A 19524-nucleotide genomic window follows, 5' to 3' on the forward strand; every position below is an offset into this window, starting at 1 on the left:
ATAAGAGCAAGAATTATGCGCATTGAATTTTTAGGAACAGGAACATCTACAGGTATACCGGAAGTCGGTTGCAAATGTGAGGTTTGCACATCCGTAAATCCCCATGATAACAGGCTAAGGACGTCGGCGTTAATATCGGTGAGCGGGAAAAATATCCTCATAGATTGCGGTCCTGATTTCAGACAACAAATGCTGAGATCCTCTTTTGAAACTATCGATGCTTTATTGGTTACCCATAGTCATTATGATCATACCGGAGGATTGGATGACCTAAGACCCTTTTGTAAAAACCAGGCGTTTCCTATATACCTTGAATCCTCTGTCGCCCGTGATATCCGGGCTCGTATACCTTATTGTTTTACAGATCAGAAATATCCGGGTATTCCCGATTTGCAGTTGCATGAAATTAAGAATGAGCCTTTTGAAATAGCGGGAATAGAGATAATTCCTATTCGTGCCATGCACTATAAACTGCCTATACTTGGGTATAAAATAGGAAAAATGGCTTATATTACCGATTCTCTTTATCTTCCCGAAGATGAATACAAAAAACTTGTAGATATTGATGTACTTATAGTTAATGCGCTTCGTAAAACCCCTCACATATCTCATCAAACACTGGGGGATGCGTTAAAACTGATAAAAAGAGTTGCTCCAAAACATGCATATCTTATACATATGAGTCATCATATGGGGCTGGAGGAAAAAGTTAAACAAGAATTACCAGCGGGAGTAAGCTTTGCTTATGACGGCCTTCTTGTTGATTGTTGAAAAGATTTTTTGCAAAGAACCAAATCGGTGAACAAACTGTTTTAAAATCGTACGACAAAACTTAACAAGTATGGCTAACGTTATTAAAACAGCAGTGGAAGCGGGTTCTAAAGAAGCAGACCCACGATTTTATATCAAAATTACGTCAGACGGACCCTATCTGGTTTATGGTAACCCTCCTATTGATCAGGAGATTATTGTCCCCAATGATGAAGGAAGTTCCTGGGTATACCGTAGAGGAAAACATTTTGAAAGTTCAGGAGAGCCGACAGCTTTATGCCGTTGCGGTAATTCACGAAATAAACCTTTTTGTGATGGAGCTCACCATCATACTGACTGGGATCCTACCGAAACAAACTCAAAACGTCCTTTACTTGAAGATGCAGAAGAGTTTGAAGGGCCTACTATGGTGCTTACCGATAATGAAGAATATTGTGCCTTTGCCCGTTTTTGCGATGCATATGGTCGTATTTGGAATCTTGTTCAAATGGCTGAAGACCAGGAAACAAGAGACCTTGTTATTCACGAAGCAAATCATTGCCCGGCGGGTCGTCTTATAGCCTGGGATAAAAAAACAGGAAAACCGTATGAACCGGCTTTTGATCCGGCTATCGGAATTATTGAAGATCCCGAAATTAAAGTTAGCGGTCCCATATGGGTAAAAGGGGGTATTCGTATAGAAAGTGCAGATGGAACCAGTTATGAAATTCGTAATAGAGTTACGTTGTGCCGTTGTGGACAATCGTCTAATAAACCCTTTTGTGACGGGACACATGCTTCTATGAAATTTAAAGATGATACTCCTTTAGAAAAAACAGATGTCGAATGGTAAAATAAGGGGATGTATGTTAAGTACATCCCTTTCTTTTGGTTATTAAGTTGTTTTTTATTCCATCATCATTTTTTTAATTTTCCCGTTTTAAAGGACGACCATTATGCGCATTAGCTTTATTGATAGATAATTATTTGATTTTTCAGTGAATATTATTTATAGTCTCCTGTAATTTGAGAAATTCACTTTCGAAGTTAGGAGTAAATATACCTTTTCCGATATTGTTTTCAATTTCTTCGATTGACCAGAATTTTCCGGTTTCTAATTCTTCCGTATCCGGGACAACAGGACCGCTATATATTGTACGGAAAGAATATATCATCTCACGTTCGATTGAAGATTCGAAAATATAAGTGAAGTTTTTAACGGGAACGAATTCCGTTATGCCCAGTTCTTCTCTGGTTTCGCGTTTTAAAGCATCTTCTACGGTTTCACCGTAATCAATATGTCCTCCTACAGCTGTATCCCATTTACCGGGTTGTATGTCTTTATGTGTCGAACGTTTTTGTAAGTATAGTTTTCCTTGTGAATTAAATACATGAAGATGGACTACAGGATGCAATTTTTTACTGCCGTTATGACATTCTTTTCGTGAAGCCTTACCGATGATTTTTCCTTCTTCATTTACCAGAGGAAAATATTCTTCAATAAAATTATCCTTCTGCATTGTTATGATTATAAGTTTTAAGATGGCTGAGAAGTTCTTTCTGAGAAAGATTTTCAATATTGCCGTCGAAATTAATCCGGAAAGTACATCCGTTTTTCCATTCACTGCATCCGAAAGCACTTTTCCCTTTCAGAATATAGCCGTTTCCGCAAACCGGGCAAGGGATATTTGCCGTATCAGATATTTTATCCTGCTTATTTGTTTTTTCTTTTTTCCTGCTTTTGCTTGTTGAAGGAATTTTTTCGGTGTTTTTTTCTTTTTTTATTTTTTCTGTTTCTGGATTTTGAAACGGAATGCTACGGTATGTATTGTCGCTAAGTACATTATGCACTATTTGAGATACCATTTGTTTCAATTCAGTAAGAAAATCTGTAGCGGCGTATTCGTTGCGTTCTATTTTACGTAATTTATTTTCCCAGATTCCTGTTAATTCTGCCGATTTTAATAACTCTTCATGAATAGTTTGTATTAGCTCTATACCTGTTGAAGTCGCTATAAGATTCTTTCGCTCTTTTCGTATGTAATGTCGTTTAAACAATGTTTCAATAATCGCGGCACGCGTAGAAGGACGGCCTATGCCATTCTCTTTTAATGCATCTCTCAATTCATCATCTTCTACTAATTTTCCTGCTGTTTCCATGGCTCTTAATAGAGTTGCTTCGGTATATAATTTAGGCGGTTGAGTCCATTTTTCAGTCAATGCAGGTTCATGAGGTCCGCTTTCTCCTTTTACAAATGCAGGTAATGTACGTTCTTCGTTTTCTTCTTTATTGTTGGAAATATCTTCCTTATCAAACACTACGCGCCATCCTGAATATAATATCTGTTTACCAGTGACTTTAAATTCAACGGAGTTAACCTGTCCCAGTACGGTTGTATTGGCAACCTGACAATCCGGATAAAAAGCGGCAATAAATCGTCTGGCTACCAGATCATATATCTTTGCTTCCTCTTGGGTCAAATTTCCTGCCCGTACGTTAGTCGGGATAATAGCATGGTGATCCGTTACTTTCGAATTATCAAACACCTTTTTACTTTTTGGTATTTTGGTATTTTTTAATGGAGATGTAAGGATTGTATAGTCTTGTAATGCTTCCAGTATGCCGGGAACTTTTGGATAGATGTCATCACTAAGGAAAGTAGTATCTACACGTGGGTATGTGGTTACTTTCTTTTCATATAATGATTGAATAAGCTTGAGCGTATCTTCAGCCGAAAAACCGAATTTTTTATTACATTCTACTTGCAAACTGGTTAAGTCGAATAATCGCGGAGGATATTCTTTTCCCTGTTTAGTGGAAATGTCGGTGACTTCGAAAGGAAAACCTTCAACTTCTTTTAAAAAATTTTCTCCTTCTTCCACGCTCGAGAATCGTCCTTTTGTTACAGAAAAAGTAGTATCTCTATATACGGTTTTCAATTCCCAATAAGGTTGCGGAACGAAATTTTCTATTTCTAACTGCCGGTTTACAATAAGAGCCAGTGTCGGCGTTTGTACCCGTCCGATGGACAGTACCTGACGGTTTTGTCCGTATTTTAATGTATATAGACGCGTTGCGTTCATTCCCAGAAGCCAGTCTCCGATGGCACGTGAAAGTCCGGCGTAATACAAAGAATTAAACTCTTCTTGGTTTTTTAGCCGTTGGAATCCTTCCCGTATGGACTCTTCGGTCAAAGACGATATCCATAAACGATATACCGGGCATTGGCAGGCGGCTTTTTGCATAACCCAGCGTTGGATAAGCTCACCCTCTTGTCCGGCGTCCCCGCAATTTATAATAGCTTCTGCCTGAGACATAAGGGTTTCTATGATTTTAAATTGCTTCTCTATGCCTGGATCAGTTATAAGTTTTATGCCGAAACGGGACGGTATCATGGGGAGGGAGCGTAATGTCCACTGTTTCCATTGAGGCGTATATTCATGAGGTTCTTTAAGAGTACAAAGATGTCCGAATGTCCAGGTTACCTGATATCCGTTTCCTTCGAAGTATCCGTCTTTTTTGGTACGGGCTCCTACAATCTCGGCAATTTCTTTAGCTACGCTGGGCTTTTCGGCAATGCAAACTTTCATTTGTTTTCTCTTTTCACTTATCGGATGGCAAATTTAAGATTAAATTTTTATTCATCATGGATAAAAAAGAAAACTTAATATCATAAGTCTCCATCTATCAAAGGATAGTTTCGGTTTATTTTCTTCAATTTGTCGAGAATAAATTTGTTATGAATATATTGGTTGTAGTTTTTGAACTCATTAGGCGATAATTTTCTGCCTATGAATTTGAGTCGAGGAATGAAAATTCTAGAATTCAATAGTTGGAATGTTATATCTCCGGTATCTCCCCATTTGTTGTAGATTTTTGATTTATAAGAAGTACTTTTGGCTTCTTTCATAGCAATTTGAATATCTTTGTATTTCAGGTTAAATTGATCCATGCGCGTGCTCATATCAGTAATGAAAGGCTTGTCTTGTCCGAATATAGCTAAGATAAGTTTTTTCTCATCTGGTGAAGGGGTAATTCCTTGCTTCTGCATAGCCTCTATAAATTCTCCCGGGTTCCAGCTGGGAATCGATACTAAAGGTTCGCTTTTTTCCAATAAAGAGATAAACAACTTATAATCTTCAGAAGATAATGAGTATATATTATCCAGTGGCATAAGATTCAGGAAAAGATAAAAATCTTGGTCTATTTTCTTATGGCGATTTTGTTGATATTCTGCATATTGCAATAATTTTCTTCCGTATCGGTACAGGATATTTAAGCGTGCCAATTGGTTCATATGCGACGAAATATGGTTCTTGTCTGTCAGCCGGGATAATATTTCGGTTCTGTGTTTCAGCCATTCGTCCTGTTTATATTTGTATGCTTCCGGCTCTAATGTTTGTAGGTCTTTTATCCATGAATTATCTTCGATACCATATAACTGCCTGATTAATTTGAGCTCCTGATTATATTTACCCATATTGCCACCGTATCGGGTGAGTGTATCGGATAAATCGGTTTCTTCCACATAGCGGTAGGGAGTAGTAAGAACATCCATAGATGTTTCTATTTTCAGAAAACCACCCGGTTCTATATAAAAATGAAGATATCCTTTTTGGAAAAATATAGTTTGTTGTATGGGGTAATCCAAAAGAAGTCCGACTGTGAAATTTCCTAAGGAATCTATTATTACCGGAATGTCACGGACTGTATTCGTTATGATATTGTCTTGATGGATAACACCGTTCCCGAATTCCAGACGTGGGTGATAACCTTTTATATACCCTTGAATAAATGCACTGTCTTTTTTGAAAGATGATACGGGTTTATGCTGTTTATTTCTGCTTATATGGCTTGTCTTTTGTCGAGCTTGGAGAGGTATTGGAGTGTTGTCGAGCTTTATACCTATAATCTTAAATGGTACTTCCTTTTTCATTTCCGCCAGATCGACATTCGTAACAGAGGACGGAATAGGAGGGTAGTCTATTTCAACGGAGATTACTCCTGAGTCCGGAAACTGAAAACTCCGTCCGAAATATATACCGTCTATGTCGGTGGGTATCCATATTTTTTTTTTCTGAGGCTCTGTTAGTATGAGGGAATCGATCTGTAAAATAGCATTGGGCCGATGATGTAAAGTTATATGGAAGCGACAGAGATCGTTTCTGCTGTCAATGCTATCAATTTGTATGATCGGAGTATTTCTGGCTTTGAATGCCGGTGTCCTGATAATTTCGGCATTTATTGTGAACAGTATGCATATAGCTGCGCTTAAAGATATAAACGATTTCATAACAGATGTGTGTGTTAACTTGAATAATAACACGTTGGAACAATCTTGGTTCAGTATTATTAAAACAAATTTTGTGTATAAAAAAAGTACTGATTTTTATCAGTACTTTTTTCATGAAACCGGAAAGGATTATTATAATCCTTTTCTTTTAGCTTCATCCCAGAATAAATCCATTTCTGCCAATGTCATATCTTTCAGATTACGTCCTTTCTGTAACGTTTCCTGCTCAAGATAATTGAATCTGCGAATAAATTTTTGATTGGTCCTCTCTAATGCGTTTTCCGGATTTATTTTATATAAACGGGCTGCGTTTATTAAACTGAAAAACAGGTCGCCGAATTCTCCTTCCATTTTATCAGCATCCATTTTATCTATTTCAGTTTTTAATTCGGAGAATTCTTCATGTACTTTATCCCACACTTGGTTACGTTCTTCCCAATCAAAGCCGACATTCCGTGCCTTGTCTTGTATCCGGTAAGCTTTCACGAGTGCCGGAAGAGCAGACGGCACACCTTCCAATACGGTTTTATTTCCTCCTTTTTCTTTTAACTTTAATTGTTCCCAGTTTTGTTCGACCTGTCCGGAACCGGAAACTTCGGCGTTGCCGAATACATGAGGATGCCGATAAATAAGTTTGTCGCACAGAGTATTGCATACGTCTGCAATATCGAATGTTTCTTTTTCCTCGCCTATTTTTGCATAAAAGATGATATGTAGCAGAACGTCACCCAGTTCTTTTTTTATAGCTTCATTATCATTTTTCATGATTGCATCGCATAATTCGAATGTTTCTTCTATCGTATTTGTTCGCAAACTTTCATTGGTCTGCTTTTTGTCCCATGGACATTTAACCCTCAGTTCGTCCAGAATATCCAGCAGACGTCCGAAAGCTTCCATTTTTTCTTCTTTGGAATGTGACATTATTTTCCTTGTTTATATTTTTCCAATCCTTGTTCCAGGAATTTTACAAATTTGCTGACACTTTCATCATAGGTGTATGGAGTTACGAGAGGCTTGCCTTTATTATTCAAAATAATATAATAAGGCTGTGCATTTGCTCCGAATTTGCTTCGTTGTAAATAACTCCATTTTTCACCCAGAGTTTCCAGTATAAGTTTTTTCCCGTTTTCGGTAACTGTTTCAGGTTTTGCCAACCGGCTCCTGTCGTCCACCATCAGCGTAATGAGCACGAAATCATTATCCAGTAGTTGTTTGACTTGCGGAGCTGTCCAGACCGATGCTTCCATTTTACGGCAATTGACACAGCCGTATCCGGAAAAATCCACTAAAACCGGTTTCTTCATTTTGCTTGCATATGCCATTCCTTCATCATAATTGTTGAAGCTGGCATGCACTTCTCCTTCATACAGGTTGAAATCTTGTGTATATAATGGTGGTGTAAATGCACTGATGGATTTTAGAGGTGCTCCCCATAATCCCGGTATCATATAGATGGCAAATGACAATGAGATTAAAGCCATTAAAAAGCGGGGTACGCTTACATTCTTAGTTTCTGAATCGTGAGGGAAGCGGATCTTCCCTAATAAATAAAGTCCCAAAAGAATGAAAATGACGATCCAAAGGGCAAGGAATGTTTCTCTGTCCAGTATATGCCATCCATAAGCCAAGTCGGCAACGGATAAGAATTTTAGAGATAAAGCAAGTTCAAGAAAGCCCAGGACGACCTTAACTGAATTGAGCCATCCTCCCGATTTAGGCATTTGCTTCATCCAAGAAGGGAATATGGCAAATAAAGTAAATGGTATAGAGAGAGCAAAAGCGAAACCAAACATGCCGATGGCAGGACCAGCTTTGGCTCCGATAGTAGCTGCTTGTACCAGCAGAGTTCCTATAATAGGCCCTGTGCAAGAGAATGAAACAAGCGCCAGTGTGAAAGCCATAAAAAACATACTGAACAGTCCGGTAGCTGTTTCTGCTTTTCTGTCGAATTTGTTAGTCCAAGAGGATGGCAGAGTTAATTCGAAAGCTCCGAAGAAGGAGATAGCGAATAATAATAGTAATCCGAAAAATAATATGTTGAATATTGCATTGGTCGAAAGACTGTTTAATGCATTAGCCCCGAATAAAAGGGTAATGATCATTCCTAAAGCCAAATAAATGACAATAATGGAGACTCCATAAATAACAGCATCTGCAATTGATTTGCGTCTGTTTTGTCCTTTTTTCAGGAAAAAGCTTACGGTCAGTGGTATCATAGGCCATACACAAGGGGTAAGCAGGGCTAATAAACCACCTAAAAATCCGCTGATAAAAATGAACCACAGCGAACTGGATTCCGTACCGAGTTGAATATCTCCCAACTCTTTTAACTCCTGAATAACCGGTTCCCATAGATCATTACCGTCTCCGGACTTTTTCAGAGGAATTACAGGAATAATCGCATTGGAATCCTCTTCTTTCGATACGTTGTCGTCCGAAATATTTAATCCGACCTCGAACGGGAATTTTGTAGGAGGAAGGCATGTTGCATCATTGCAGGCCTGATATCTTACATATCCGCTTATTTTATATTTTTCAGGATTCTGTATTTTGATTTGTTGAACAAAAGATGGTGAGCCGGAATACCATCTGAGTTTCATGTCGAACAATTTACTGAATTCTTCATATGCCTTTTGCATGGGGGTTATGCTGCCTTCGAGAACCGCACCTTCAAGAGTATCGAAATTGAAGAGTGTGGAAATGGGTCCACCTTCCGGTATATCCATGGCATATAAATGCCATCCGCCATCCAATTGAGCTGTAAAGACTAATTCTTTAATTGTTTTATCCTGCGTATTTCGGAGCGTAGCATTCCATTTAATAGGTTCAATAATCTGGCTATGACCCGTTAATGCGAAAAAGGATAAGAGTAACGCAAATAACAATTTTAGTTTCATCATCGTTTTTATTTTATATACGCAAAGATATATGTAAAAACAAAAGGGTGAAAATACTTTTAAGTGATTTATATTTATAAAATGGCAATAAAAAATAAATTGTGTAGATGAACGTAGATCATAGAGATGATTATCGATTAAAATTTGTACTTTTGCATAATAAATATTTCTTAGATGATTAATAAGATTATTCCTGAAGATAAAATTCAGAAGACTAAAAAACTGATAGAAAGAAGTGAGAATATAGTTATAACGTGTCATGTTTCTCCCGACGGAGATGCAATAGGAGCATCATTAGGATTATATCACTTTTTGGATTCTCAGGATAAGAATGTAAATATCGTAACTCCTGATTTGCTTCCTTCCAATCTGTTGTTTTTAAAAGGGAGCCGGGATGTAGTCGTTTATACGAGATATCAGGAATTTGCTGAAGAATTAATTGGAAATGCCGATCTGATTTTCTGTCTGGACTATAATACATTGAGCCGGATCGACAGGGTGGCTAAATCTGTTTCCATTTCGTCTGCAAAAAAAATAATGATAGACCATCATTTGGATCCGGAAAATTTTTGTGATATAATTATTTCGCATCCTGAAGTTGCATCTACCAGTGAGCTCGTATTCCGGCTAATTTGCAGGATGGGGATGTTCGAAGAGTTGAATCAATGTGCATCAGAGGCTATATATACAGGAATGATGACCGATACGGGTAATTTTACTTATAATTCCAATAAGCCTGAAATTTATTTTATTATTGCCGAACTTATAAAAAAAGGGATAAATAAGGACCGGATTTATAATAAGGTCTATAATACCAACAGTGTTGATAAATTAAAATTGAACGGTTATGCGATAAGCCAGAAAATGGAAATATTCCCTGAATACAAAGCTGCAGTTATCACTCTTACCCAGGAAGATTTAAAGCATTATGACTATCAGAAAGGAGATAGTGAAGGTTTGGTAAACGTACCGTTAAGTATCGAGGGCGTGATATTTTCAACTTTCTTTAGAGAAGACAAGGATTTCATAAAAGTTTCGATGCGCTCGCAAGGAAAGTTTCCTGTCAATAAAATCGCGTCCGATTATTTTAACGGAGGTGGCCATCTGAATGCAGCAGGTGGTGAATTTTACGGTACAATGGACGAGGCTTTGTGCCGTTTTAAAGAAATATTACCGGTGTATGCTCATTATCTGAATGATTAAATAATTTTATAATTGTAATTTTCTTGACTTTAAGTGAAAATATCTACTTTTGAAGTGAAATAAACAGACAGAAACAAAGATTATATGAAGATGAAAAAAATATTTGTGGGAGCCATTTCTCTTATTGTATTAATACTTTCTTCCATTTCATGCAGCGATGGTAAATCTTATGCTGAATTACGCAAGGAAGAAAAGGATGCGGTAAATGCGTTCTTTGCAGATAAGACCGTTATAAAAAAATTACCGGCTGACTCTGTTTTACAGGGAGCTTCGGGAAATACACCGGCTCCATATTATCAGTTAGATGAAGACGGAGAAGTTTATATGCAAGTAGTTGATACTACCGAGGGATATGCTATGGCGAAATATAAAGATGAAGTATATTTCCGGTTTGAAAGAACTGATTTGAAAGCTTGGGCTGCAGGAGAAAATCCTATATCTGAAGGTAATTTCAATGATCCGTTGTCTCCTTCGTACTTTTCGTTTGGAAACTTTTCATCCAATTCGTCGCTCAAGTGGGGCACAGGATTGCAATTACCTTTATATTTTGTAAAGAAAGGTTCTGTAGTGAATCTGGTGATCAAGTCTAAAGCCGGGCTGACAGATGAAGTATCGGCTGTTAATCCATTCTTGTATAAAGTTCGTTATAATTAATAAACCTCATTATTATTATGTCTTTAATTAAATCTATTTCGGGTATCAGGGGAACCATCGGAGGCAGAGCCGGAGAAGGATTGAACCCATTGGATATTGTGAAATTCACAGCTGCTTATGCTACTTTTATCCGTAAAACTACACTGGTAAATACAAATAAAATTGTAGTAGGCCGGGATGCTCGTATTTCGGGAGAAATGGTTGAAAAAATTGTTATCGGAACCCTTATGGGAATGGGATTTGATGTGGTGAATATCGGTTTGGCAACGACCCCGACAACAGAAATAGCCGTAACCCTGGAAAAGGCCTGTGGCGGTATTATACTGACGGCCAGTCATAATCCTAAACAATGGAATGCTTTGAAATTGCTGAATGAAAAAGGCGAATTCCTAAATGCTGCAGAAGGTCAGGAAGTCCTGTCAATCGCAGCATCTGAAGATTTTGTTTTTGCAGGAGTGGATGATCTGGGCAAAATGACTGAAAACTTTACATATACTCAAAGACATATTGATAGCGTTCTGGCTCTTGATCTGGTAGATACAGATGCAATTAGGAAGGCTGATTTTACAGTGGCGATAGATTGTGTCAATTCTGTGGGAGGTATTGCTATTCCGGCTTTATTAGAAGCTTTAGGAGTAAAGAATGTGATAAAACTTAATTGCGAACCTAACGGACATTTTCCTCATAATCCGGAACCTCTTCCTGAGAATCTTACAGAGATCGCCGATACGATGAAATCCGGTAAAGCAGATGTAGGATTCGTTGTAGATCCTGATGTAGACCGCTTGGCTATTATTTGTGAAAATGGGGATATGTTTGTAGAAGAATACACGTTGGTTGCTGTTGCCGATTATGTATTGAAACATACTCCGGGAAATACAGTCTCAAATTTGAGTTCGTCTCGGGCGTTGCGCGATGTGACACGCTCTTATGGTCAGCAATATAATGCTTCAGCCGTAGGAGAAGTGAATGTCGTTACAAAAATGAAAGAAACAAATGCGGTGATCGGTGGTGAAGGAAATGGGGGAGTGATCTATCCTGCCAGTCATTATGGCCGTGATGCTTTGGTGGGTATAGCTTTGTTTTTGACTCATCTGGCAAAAGAAGGAAAAAAGGTTAGCGAATTACGTGCTACTTATCCTTCTTACAGTATTGCCAAGCAAAAGATAGAACTTACACCGGAGATCGATGTTGACGCTTTGCTTATTGCTGTAAAAGATAAATATTCTCAATATGAAATAACCGATATAGATGGGGTAAAAATAGATTTTCCTGATAGATGGGTACATTTACGTAAATCAAATACCGAGCCTATTATCCGTGTGTATTCCGAAGCTTCTACGCGCGCATTAGCTGAGGAAACCGCTGCCGGAGTCATGGATGTTATCCGTAAAATGGTTAAGAAATAAAATTTATTCTATCGTTGTATTATAAAATAAACGCCGGAAAAAAGTTTCCGGCGTTTATTTTTAATGACTAAATATATTCACTATATTTTTTTAATAAGTTCCATTCCTTTCAGTATTGCTTTTTCATTCATAGGAATCAATTTATGATGGCGTTCGGGAAGTGATTTTTTTAATCCCAACAGGACATTTTCAAGAGTAACCATTGGTTTTACTTTCAATAATCCACCCAGTACAATCATATTAAATGCTTTGCTGTTATTCAATTCTACAGCAGCATCCATTGCGTTAATACAATAAATATCAATGTCCTTTCTTTTAGGCAATGTATGTATACCGTAGCTGTCATAAATAAGTATGCCGCCCGGTTTTATTTTATCTTCAAATTTGTCCAGGGACGGCTGGTTCAATATAATAGCTACGTCGTAAGCATTCAGTACCGGAGAACTTATTTTTTCATCGCTTAGAATAACAGTTACATTTGCGGTTCCTCCCCGTTGTTCGGGGCCGTATGAAGGCATCCATGAAACTTCTTTATCTTCCATTAATCCGGAATATGCCAATATTTTGCCCATGGAAAGGACACCCTGGCCACCGAATCCTGCTATAATTATTTCTTCTTTCATCGTGACTCGTGTTTTAATTATTCGTTTTTAAGATCTCCGAGAGGATATTTTTCAAACATATGTTCTACCATCCATTCGTTAGATTTTGCCGGACTTAATTTCCATCCGGAATTACAGGTAGATACAACTTCCACCAGAGAACTGCCTTTACGGGCCATTGAATTTTCAAAAGCCTGACGTATGGCTTTTTTTGCTTTTCGCACTGCAGCGGCAGTATGCACGCTCTGACGCGTAACATAACATGTGCCATCCAATTGTGCAACGAGGTTCGATATTTTCAGGGGATAACCATTCAGTTCGGTTGTACGTCCATAAGGGGTAGTTGCCGTTACCATACCTTCAAGAGTAGTAGGGGCCATTTGACCTCCGGTCATACCGTATATAGCGTTATTAATGAATATAATGACAATATTTTCTCCTCTGTTGCAAGCATGTATGGTTTCCGCCGTACCTATAGCGGCCAGATCACCGTCTCCCTGGTAAGTGAATACCATTTTTGACGGATTCAGTCTTTTAACTGCCGTAGCAATGGCGGGAGCTCTTCCGTGCGCAGCTTCAATCCAGTCGATATCCAGATAATTATAAGCGAATACGGCACATCCTACAGGGGCTATACCTATTGCTTCTTCTTCCATTCCCATCTCCTCGATCACTTCGGCAATAAGTTTATGTACTACACTATGACTACATCCGGGACAATAGTGCATGGGATTCTCGTTCATTAATCTGGGCTTCTCATAAACCAGATTTTCCGGTTTGATTATTTCTTTTAAATCCATGTCTTAAATTTTTGAATTGGATTGTCATCCGGTCTTACATTAATTTTTCTTTGATAGCTGTTAATACCTCGTCAGGTGTTGGGACTATACCGCCTAAACGACCGAAATGTTCCACTCTAACACGTCCGTTTACAGCTAACTTTACATCTTCGACCATTTGTCCTGCATTCAATTCTACCGAAATTATTCCCTTAACGTGATCGGCATGTTTTGCAATTTCTTTAGATGGGAACGGCCATAAAGTAATAGGGCGCAGAAGACCTATTTTGATACCATCTTCCTGAGCAAGTTCTATGGTCTTTTGACAGATACGTGCCATGGAACCGAATGCTACAATCAGATAATCGGCTCCTTCGCAGTTGATTTCTTCATATCGTACTTCATTTTCAGATATTCGTTTATATGTTTCCTGAAAACGAAGATTATTTATTTCCATTGCAGCAGGATCCAGTTCCAGGGATGTAATAACATTTCTTTTACGATCTTTGGTTTTTCCTAAAGTAGCCCATGGCATTTGCTGGCGTATCTCTGCTTCTGTTCTTCTGGGACGATAGGGAGGAAGTACTACTTTTTCCATCATTTGTCCTATTATGCCGTCTGCCAATATGATAGCAGGATTTCTGTATTTAAATGCCAGATCAAACCCTAAACCTACAAAATCAGCCATTTCCTGAACCGAGGCGGGAGCCAAAGTTATTAAACGGTAATCTCCGTGGCCTCCTCCTTTTACTGTCTGGAAGTAATCGGCCTGGCTCGGTTGTATTGTTCCCAGGCCCGGCCCCCCTCTCATAACATTAACGATAAGACAGGGCAATTCCGACCCGGCAAGATAAGATACGCCCTCTTGTTTTAAACTAACACCGGGACTTGAAGATGATGTCATTACTGCTTTACCGCAGCTGGCACCTCCATATACCATATTAATAGCGGCAACTTCACTCTCGGCCTGTAATACTACCATACCAGTAGATTCCCAAGGCATTAATTCCATTAATGTCTCCATGATTTCCGATTGTGGAGTGATGGGGTAACCGAAATATCCATCGGTACCGTAGCGTATAGCTGCATGAGCTATAGCTTCGTTTCCTTTCATTAATTTAACATCTTCTCTCATATCTTGTCGTTCTGATTTTTTCAAAATTCTTTGTTTTGCTATCATTATAGCTTTACTTTATATACGGTTATACAGCCATCCGGGCAGACTAATCCGCAACTGGCACATCCGATACACGCATCCGGATTTTTCATGTAAGCATAATGGTAACCTTTATTGTTTACTTCTTTGTGATGAAGGGCGAGTACTTCTGCGGGGCAAGCTACTACACAAAGTTCACAGCCTTTGCAACGTTCGTTGTTAACTACTATTGCACCTTTAATCTTTGCCATGTCAAATTGTTCTTTTTATTAATACTGCAAATTTAATTTTTTATTTTAAACTGTGAAGTTAAAAAAACTATTTTGTTACAATTTGTAAGATGATAACTAATTATCGTATAATCAGTTGATTACAAAAAAATAAATAGCAAAAACATCTGTTTTTGCTATTTTGATAAATATGTATATAATTGATATGTAGTGGATTAATTATTATATGCAAATTAACATACTTACAATTTATCATCCTATCTTTATACCTGAAAATCCCATAAATGCCATAGCTAATAATCCGGCCGTAATTAATGCTATGGGTATTCCCGCCATGGCTTTAGGTATTTTTGTCATGCTTAACTGTTCCCGTATTCCGGCAAATAATACGAGAGCCAGAGTAAAACCTAAAGCTGTGGAAATGGCAAAGACGACCGATTCCATTAAATTAAAATTTTTTTGAATAACAAGAATTGCAACCCCCAGTATTGTACAATTTGTCGTGATTAGAGGTAAAAACACTCCTAAAGCCTGATATAGGGCCGGAGATACTTTTTTCATGATAATTTCCAGCATTTGTACCAAAGCGGCAATGACCAGTATGAAAATTATCGTTTGTACAAATGTCAGCCCGAATGGAGTAAGTAGATACGTTTGTATCAGATAAGTGACTATTGTAGAAATCGTCATTACAAATGTTACTGCGGCTCCCATTCCCAACGCGGAATCTATTTTTTTAGAGACTCCCAGGAACGGGCATATTCCTAAAAACTGGGTCAATACAATATTATTGACGAAAATTGCTGTTATGAATATGGATATATATGTTAGCATGACTATTTGGTTTTTAATTTATTAATTATAGCGATAAGGAAACCTAATGCGATAAAGGCTCCCGGTGCCAGTATAAAAATTAAAGATCCGTAATTGTCCGGAAATATGGATATATTGAAAACAGCCCCAGTGCCTAAGAATTCTCTTACGGCCCCAAGTAATGTCAGTGCTCCGGTAAATCCTAATCCTATCCCTAAACCATCGAAAAATGAGTCTGCCGGGGAGTTTTTAGCGGCGAAAGCTTCTGCACGTCCCAATAAGATACAGTTTACTACAATCAAAGGAATAAAGAGTCCCAGACTTTCATACAAAGCAGGGACATAGGCTTTCATACATAGTTCCAGGATACTTACAAAAGCTGCGATAATGGCGACGAAAGCAGGAATTCTTACCTTGTCCGGTATGATATCTTTGACAGAAGATATTACTACGTTCGAACAAATGAGCACGAACATGGTAGATAATCCCATTCCCATTCCGTTTACGGCAGAAGTGGTCGTTCCCAGGGTAGGACACATTCCTAATAACAGTACGAAAGTGGGATTTTCTTTTATGATACCGTTGAGTATTATTTTAATTTTGCTCATGAACCTGCTCCTTTCTTTTGGGTTGAGTATTTGCCGTTGCAGATATAATGCCATCCGTTTTTCCCATATAAGCGTCGTAAGCTTTTTGTACAGCACTTAAAAAAGCTCTGGAGCTTATGGTCGCTGCTGTGATCGCATCTATGTCTCCTCCGTCTTTTTTTACAGATATTTTCGTGGTTGACGGATTCTTTCCTATAATATTTTGGTCCCCTTTTTCTTGGCGGAACCATTGCTCCATTTTAGAGCCCAGACCAGGCGTTTCCGCATGTGACAATACCCGGTAGTTATAAATACTTCCGTCTTTTTTTAATCCGACCATTATAGTAACGGTTCCTCCATATCCGTTGGGTGAATTGCTCTGTAAGGCGGCACCAACTTCCTTATTACCCATTTTGGCCGGAAAAACGGTGATTATGCTTCCGTCATTTAGTGTAATGTCATATTTTTCGGTTACAGGGGAATTATCAAATTCGGGAACTACTTCGGTGATCGCTTTTTCCTGTCGTAATTTCTGCGCGTTTTCTATCGGAGCCTTTGTCAATTTATATACAGTACCTAATGCTCCTCCTACGACGATTCCTATTCCGGTAAGAACGGCTATCATATTAAATAATGTGGATTCAAGTTTAGCCATGTTTTACAACCTCCCCGTATCTTTTAGGTTTTATGTAATTGTTTATTAGAGGGGTGAATGCATTCATAATAAGAATAGCAAACGACATACCTTCGGGATAAGCTCCCCATCTCCGTATCACCATTGTAATGACTCCAATCAAAACAGCATAAACAACCATACCTGTTTTACTCATAGGAGAAGTAACATAATCTGTTGCCATAAATATAGCTCCCAGAAGTAATCCTCCCGATAAAATTTGTAAAACAGGATCTATTGCCAATAAAACAGAAAATATAAATACGGTCATTATAATAATTACAGGTATATACCAGGTGATTATTTTTTTCCAGAGTAAGAACAGAAAGCCTAATAATAAGGCGACCGCTCCGGTTTCACCCAGGCTTCCTCCCATATTTCCCGATAAAAATTCTTTATAATAATTTATGGAATTGACAGGCAAAGGCTGTTTGAAATAATCTATCCACCATAATGAGGCTACAATAAGCAGACATACAGAGGCTATTGTTATTTCTCGTTTTCCAAAATTATTCTTTACCCATAACAAAGCTATTGTAATGCATGCGGCGATGAATAGAGCCATCCATATACTGAGGCTTCCCGTTTGTTCAGCTTGCACCTGTACGATATCCGTATGCTTAAGAAATGAAAGGGGCGTTGCTTCGGTGGTTGCATCCAGGTATTTGAACCTGTTTGTGCCGGGAGCTGGCCAGGTTGTCATTTGCGCCGGGAAAGAGATCAGAAGGAAAACGCGTCCTACTAAAGCCGGATTAAAAATATTATTGCCCAGTCCTCCGAATGGCATTTTACCTATTCCAATGGCAGCTAATGCTCCTATGATAATAATCCAGACCGGTAGATTGGATGGCAGGTTGAATGCAAGTAAAACTCCTGTGAGAATTGCAGAACCATCAGTTATAGAGGGAGAGACTTTTAATAGATATTTTTGGATAAGAAATTCGAAAGTAAGGCAGGCTGCTACCGATGTAGCCGTAACTATAAGAGCTCCTATGCCGAAGTAGTACAATGAGACTGCGAAGGCGGGTATAAGAGCAAACAGAACTCCATACATGCATTTTGATACCGAATTACCACTATGTATGTGAGGAGAAGGTGATATGGTTATTTTCTCATTCATATGACAGATTATTTTTTCGTTCGGTTTCTGATAATAGTGCTAACTTTACATTTCCCTATACGTATATAGTCCAGCAACGGACGGTGGGAAGGGCATGAAAAGCTACAGCAACCGCATTCTATACAATCGGTAATATGTTCCGATTCTGCTTTATCCCAAAGATCGGATTCGGAGCATGTCATAAGCAAATACGGGGATAATCCCATAGGACAGGCCATTACGCATTTGCCACAACGAATGCATGGCGACATCTTTTGCCTTTGTGATTCCAGAGACGGCATGATTAGAATTCCGGATGTTCCTTTCGTTGTGGGTATATCTACAGAAACGGCTGCTTTTCCCATCATAGGTCCGCCCAGTATTATTTTTCCGCTATCGTCGGGTAATCCTCCGGCGGCATCTATCAGCTTCGAAACAGGAGTTCCAATCCTGAATGATATATTTGCCGGAGTCTTCACAGATTTTCCCGTTACAGTAGCTATTCTTTCAAACAAGGGCTTATTTTTTTGAACCGCTTCGTATACGGCAAAAACACTAGCGACATTCTGTACAACTGTTCCGGTGGATATGGGTAATGCTCCACTGGCAACTTGTTTTCCTGTAATAGCTTCGATCAGCTGTTTTTCAGACCCCTGGGGATATCGGACTTTCAAAGGGCATATTTCTATTCCGGGATATTCTTTAGAGAGCTCCGAGAGTAATTTAATAGCATCGGGTTTGTTATTTTCGATTCCTATTGCGGCTTTTTGCACTCTTATGGCTTTCATTAAGATAGATACTCCTACAAGTATTTCTTGTGGCTTGGCCAGCATTAAAGCATGATCGTTGGTTAAATACGGTTCACATTCTACAGCATTGATAATGAGTATATAAGGATTCATTCCAGGAGGAGGTGTTAATTTGACCTGTGTGGGAAATGTTGCGCCTCCCATACCGACAATACCGTTTTCACCTATGCGGGTTATGATTTCTTCTGGTGAAAGTTTACATTCCTTAATTAAAGTTTCACTCCGGTCAATCTTATCTTCCCAGATATCATCTTCCACATCAACAATAACGGCTTGCTTTTTAAATCCTGAACCGTCGGATATTTCTTGTATGGCCGATATAGTACCTGATACGGATGAGTGAATATTTGCCGACACGAAACCGTTTGCTTTGGCTATAAGAGTTCCTACTTTTACTTTATCGCCTTTATTTACTATACATTGCGCAGGAGCACCTATATGTTGAGATAATAAAATTACTGCTTGTTTAGGTACTCCTAAGGAAATTATCGGTTTTCCGGCTGTTAGTTTTGATTCTGGCGGATGAATTCCACCTATCCGAAAATGTTTTAACATATAATTTAAGAATT

19 protein-coding genes are annotated in these 19524 nt (G+C 38.5%); 5 read left to right on the plus strand and 14 right to left on the minus strand.

Annotated features, from left to right (window positions below):
- Nucleotides 1-15: 15 nt before the first annotated feature.
- Nucleotides 16-771: an MBL fold metallo-hydrolase gene (locus OCV73_RS04000; RefSeq protein ID WP_147549270.1), complete on the plus strand. Its 756-nt coding sequence runs from the start codon at nucleotides 16-18 to the stop codon at nucleotides 769-771.
- A gap of 70 nt (nucleotides 772-841) precedes the next feature.
- Nucleotides 842-1603 (plus strand): CDGSH iron-sulfur domain-containing protein, encoded by a 762-nt coding sequence (locus OCV73_RS04005; protein WP_147549272.1) that lies wholly within the window; start codon nucleotides 842-844, stop codon nucleotides 1601-1603.
- A 142-nt stretch (nucleotides 1604-1745) separates the two neighbouring features.
- On the opposite strand, the gene OCV73_RS04010 is transcribed toward OCV73_RS04005, so the two are convergent.
- The 5 genes from OCV73_RS04010 to OCV73_RS04030 form a co-directional block, all read right to left on the minus strand.
- Nucleotides 1746-2270: an NUDIX hydrolase gene (locus OCV73_RS04010; RefSeq protein WP_147549274.1), complete on the minus strand. Its 525-nt coding sequence runs from the start codon at nucleotides 2268-2270 to the stop codon at nucleotides 1746-1748.
- Nucleotides 2257-4341 (minus strand): DNA topoisomerase 3, encoded by a 2085-nt coding sequence (locus tag OCV73_RS04015; protein ID WP_147549276.1) that lies wholly within the window; start codon nucleotides 4339-4341, stop codon nucleotides 2257-2259. The genes OCV73_RS04010 and OCV73_RS04015 overlap by 14 nt, the downstream gene beginning before the upstream one ends.
- Before the next feature lie 80 nt (nucleotides 4342-4421).
- On the minus strand, nucleotides 4422-6044 hold the full coding sequence (locus OCV73_RS04020) for a hypothetical protein (protein WP_147549278.1): 1623 nt from the start codon (nucleotides 6042-6044) through the stop codon (nucleotides 4422-4424).
- Nucleotides 6045-6176: 132 nt separating this feature from the next.
- Nucleotides 6177-6965, minus strand: coding sequence for a nucleoside triphosphate pyrophosphohydrolase (gene mazG, locus OCV73_RS04025; protein WP_176897582.1), 789 nt, complete (start codon nucleotides 6963-6965; stop codon nucleotides 6177-6179).
- Nucleotides 6965-8941 carry a protein-disulfide reductase DsbD family protein gene (locus OCV73_RS04030; protein ID WP_147549668.1) on the minus strand — a complete coding sequence of 659 codons (1977 nt, stop codon included), beginning with the start codon at nucleotides 8939-8941 and terminating at the stop codon, nucleotides 6965-6967. Before OCV73_RS04030 ends, mazG begins: the two co-directional genes overlap by 1 nt.
- A gap of 174 nt (nucleotides 8942-9115) precedes the next feature.
- Between OCV73_RS04030 and OCV73_RS04035 the strand changes: the two genes are divergently transcribed.
- The 3 genes from OCV73_RS04035 (at nucleotide 9116) to glmM (ending at nucleotide 12207) form a co-directional block, all read left to right on the plus strand.
- Nucleotides 9116-10144, plus strand: coding sequence for a DHH family phosphoesterase (locus OCV73_RS04035; protein WP_147549280.1), 1029 nt, complete (start codon nucleotides 9116-9118; stop codon nucleotides 10142-10144).
- A gap of 90 nt (nucleotides 10145-10234) precedes the next feature.
- A complete protein-coding gene (locus OCV73_RS04040; protein WP_167551202.1) occupies nucleotides 10235-10798 on the plus strand; it encodes a DUF4827 family protein in 564 nt (187 codons plus the stop codon).
- A gap of 17 nt (nucleotides 10799-10815) precedes the next feature.
- Nucleotides 10816-12207, plus strand: a complete 1392-nt coding sequence (gene glmM / locus OCV73_RS04045; RefSeq protein ID WP_147549285.1) for a phosphoglucosamine mutase — start codon at nucleotides 10816-10818, stop codon at nucleotides 12205-12207.
- A gap of 80 nt (nucleotides 12208-12287) precedes the next feature.
- On the opposite strand, the gene OCV73_RS04050 is transcribed toward glmM, so the two are convergent.
- The 9 genes from OCV73_RS04050 to rsxC all read right to left on the minus strand — a co-directional run bounded on the left by OCV73_RS04050 (nucleotide 12288) and on the right by rsxC (nucleotide 19510).
- The gene (locus tag OCV73_RS04050; RefSeq protein ID WP_147549286.1) at nucleotides 12288-12830 is read right to left on the minus strand and encodes a 2-oxoacid:acceptor oxidoreductase family protein; all 543 of its coding nucleotides are present in this window, start codon (nucleotides 12828-12830) and stop codon (nucleotides 12288-12290) included.
- A 17-nt stretch (nucleotides 12831-12847) separates the two neighbouring features.
- Nucleotides 12848-13609, minus strand: a complete 762-nt coding sequence (locus tag OCV73_RS04055) for a thiamine pyrophosphate-dependent enzyme (RefSeq protein WP_147549287.1) — start codon at nucleotides 13607-13609, stop codon at nucleotides 12848-12850.
- A 34-nt stretch (nucleotides 13610-13643) separates the two neighbouring features.
- On the minus strand, nucleotides 13644-14723 hold the full coding sequence (locus tag OCV73_RS04060) for a 3-methyl-2-oxobutanoate dehydrogenase subunit VorB (RefSeq protein WP_147549670.1): 1080 nt from the start codon (nucleotides 14721-14723) through the stop codon (nucleotides 13644-13646).
- A gap of 44 nt (nucleotides 14724-14767) precedes the next feature.
- Nucleotides 14768-14995, minus strand: a complete 228-nt coding sequence (locus tag OCV73_RS04065; RefSeq protein ID WP_147549288.1) for a 4Fe-4S dicluster domain-containing protein — start codon at nucleotides 14993-14995, stop codon at nucleotides 14768-14770.
- 231 nt (nucleotides 14996-15226) lie between these two features.
- The gene (gene rsxA, locus OCV73_RS04070; protein ID WP_147549290.1) at nucleotides 15227-15808 is read right to left on the minus strand and encodes an electron transport complex subunit RsxA; all 582 of its coding nucleotides are present in this window, start codon (nucleotides 15806-15808) and stop codon (nucleotides 15227-15229) included.
- A gap of 2 nt (nucleotides 15809-15810) precedes the next feature.
- A complete protein-coding gene (gene rsxE / locus OCV73_RS04075; RefSeq protein ID WP_147549292.1) occupies nucleotides 15811-16395 on the minus strand; it encodes an electron transport complex subunit RsxE in 585 nt (194 codons plus the stop codon).
- Complete coding sequence (locus OCV73_RS04080) at nucleotides 16382-17029, minus strand: RnfABCDGE type electron transport complex subunit G (protein ID WP_147549294.1); 648 nt, start codon at nucleotides 17027-17029, stop codon at nucleotides 16382-16384. Before OCV73_RS04080 ends, rsxE begins: the two co-directional genes overlap by 14 nt.
- Nucleotides 17022-18167 (minus strand): RnfABCDGE type electron transport complex subunit D, encoded by a 1146-nt coding sequence (locus OCV73_RS04085; protein ID WP_147549296.1) that lies wholly within the window; start codon nucleotides 18165-18167, stop codon nucleotides 17022-17024. Before OCV73_RS04085 ends, OCV73_RS04080 begins: the two co-directional genes overlap by 8 nt.
- An 8-nt stretch (nucleotides 18168-18175) precedes the next feature.
- A complete protein-coding gene (rsxC, locus tag OCV73_RS04090) occupies nucleotides 18176-19510 on the minus strand; it encodes an electron transport complex subunit RsxC (RefSeq protein ID WP_147549298.1) in 1335 nt (444 codons plus the stop codon).
- Between the last annotated feature and the right edge of the window lie 14 nt (nucleotides 19511-19524).

It is taken from the genome of Barnesiella propionica (genome assembly GCF_025567045.1).
GTDB classification, from domain to species: Bacteria; Bacteroidota; Bacteroidia; order Bacteroidales; family Barnesiellaceae; genus Barnesiella_B; species Barnesiella_B propionica.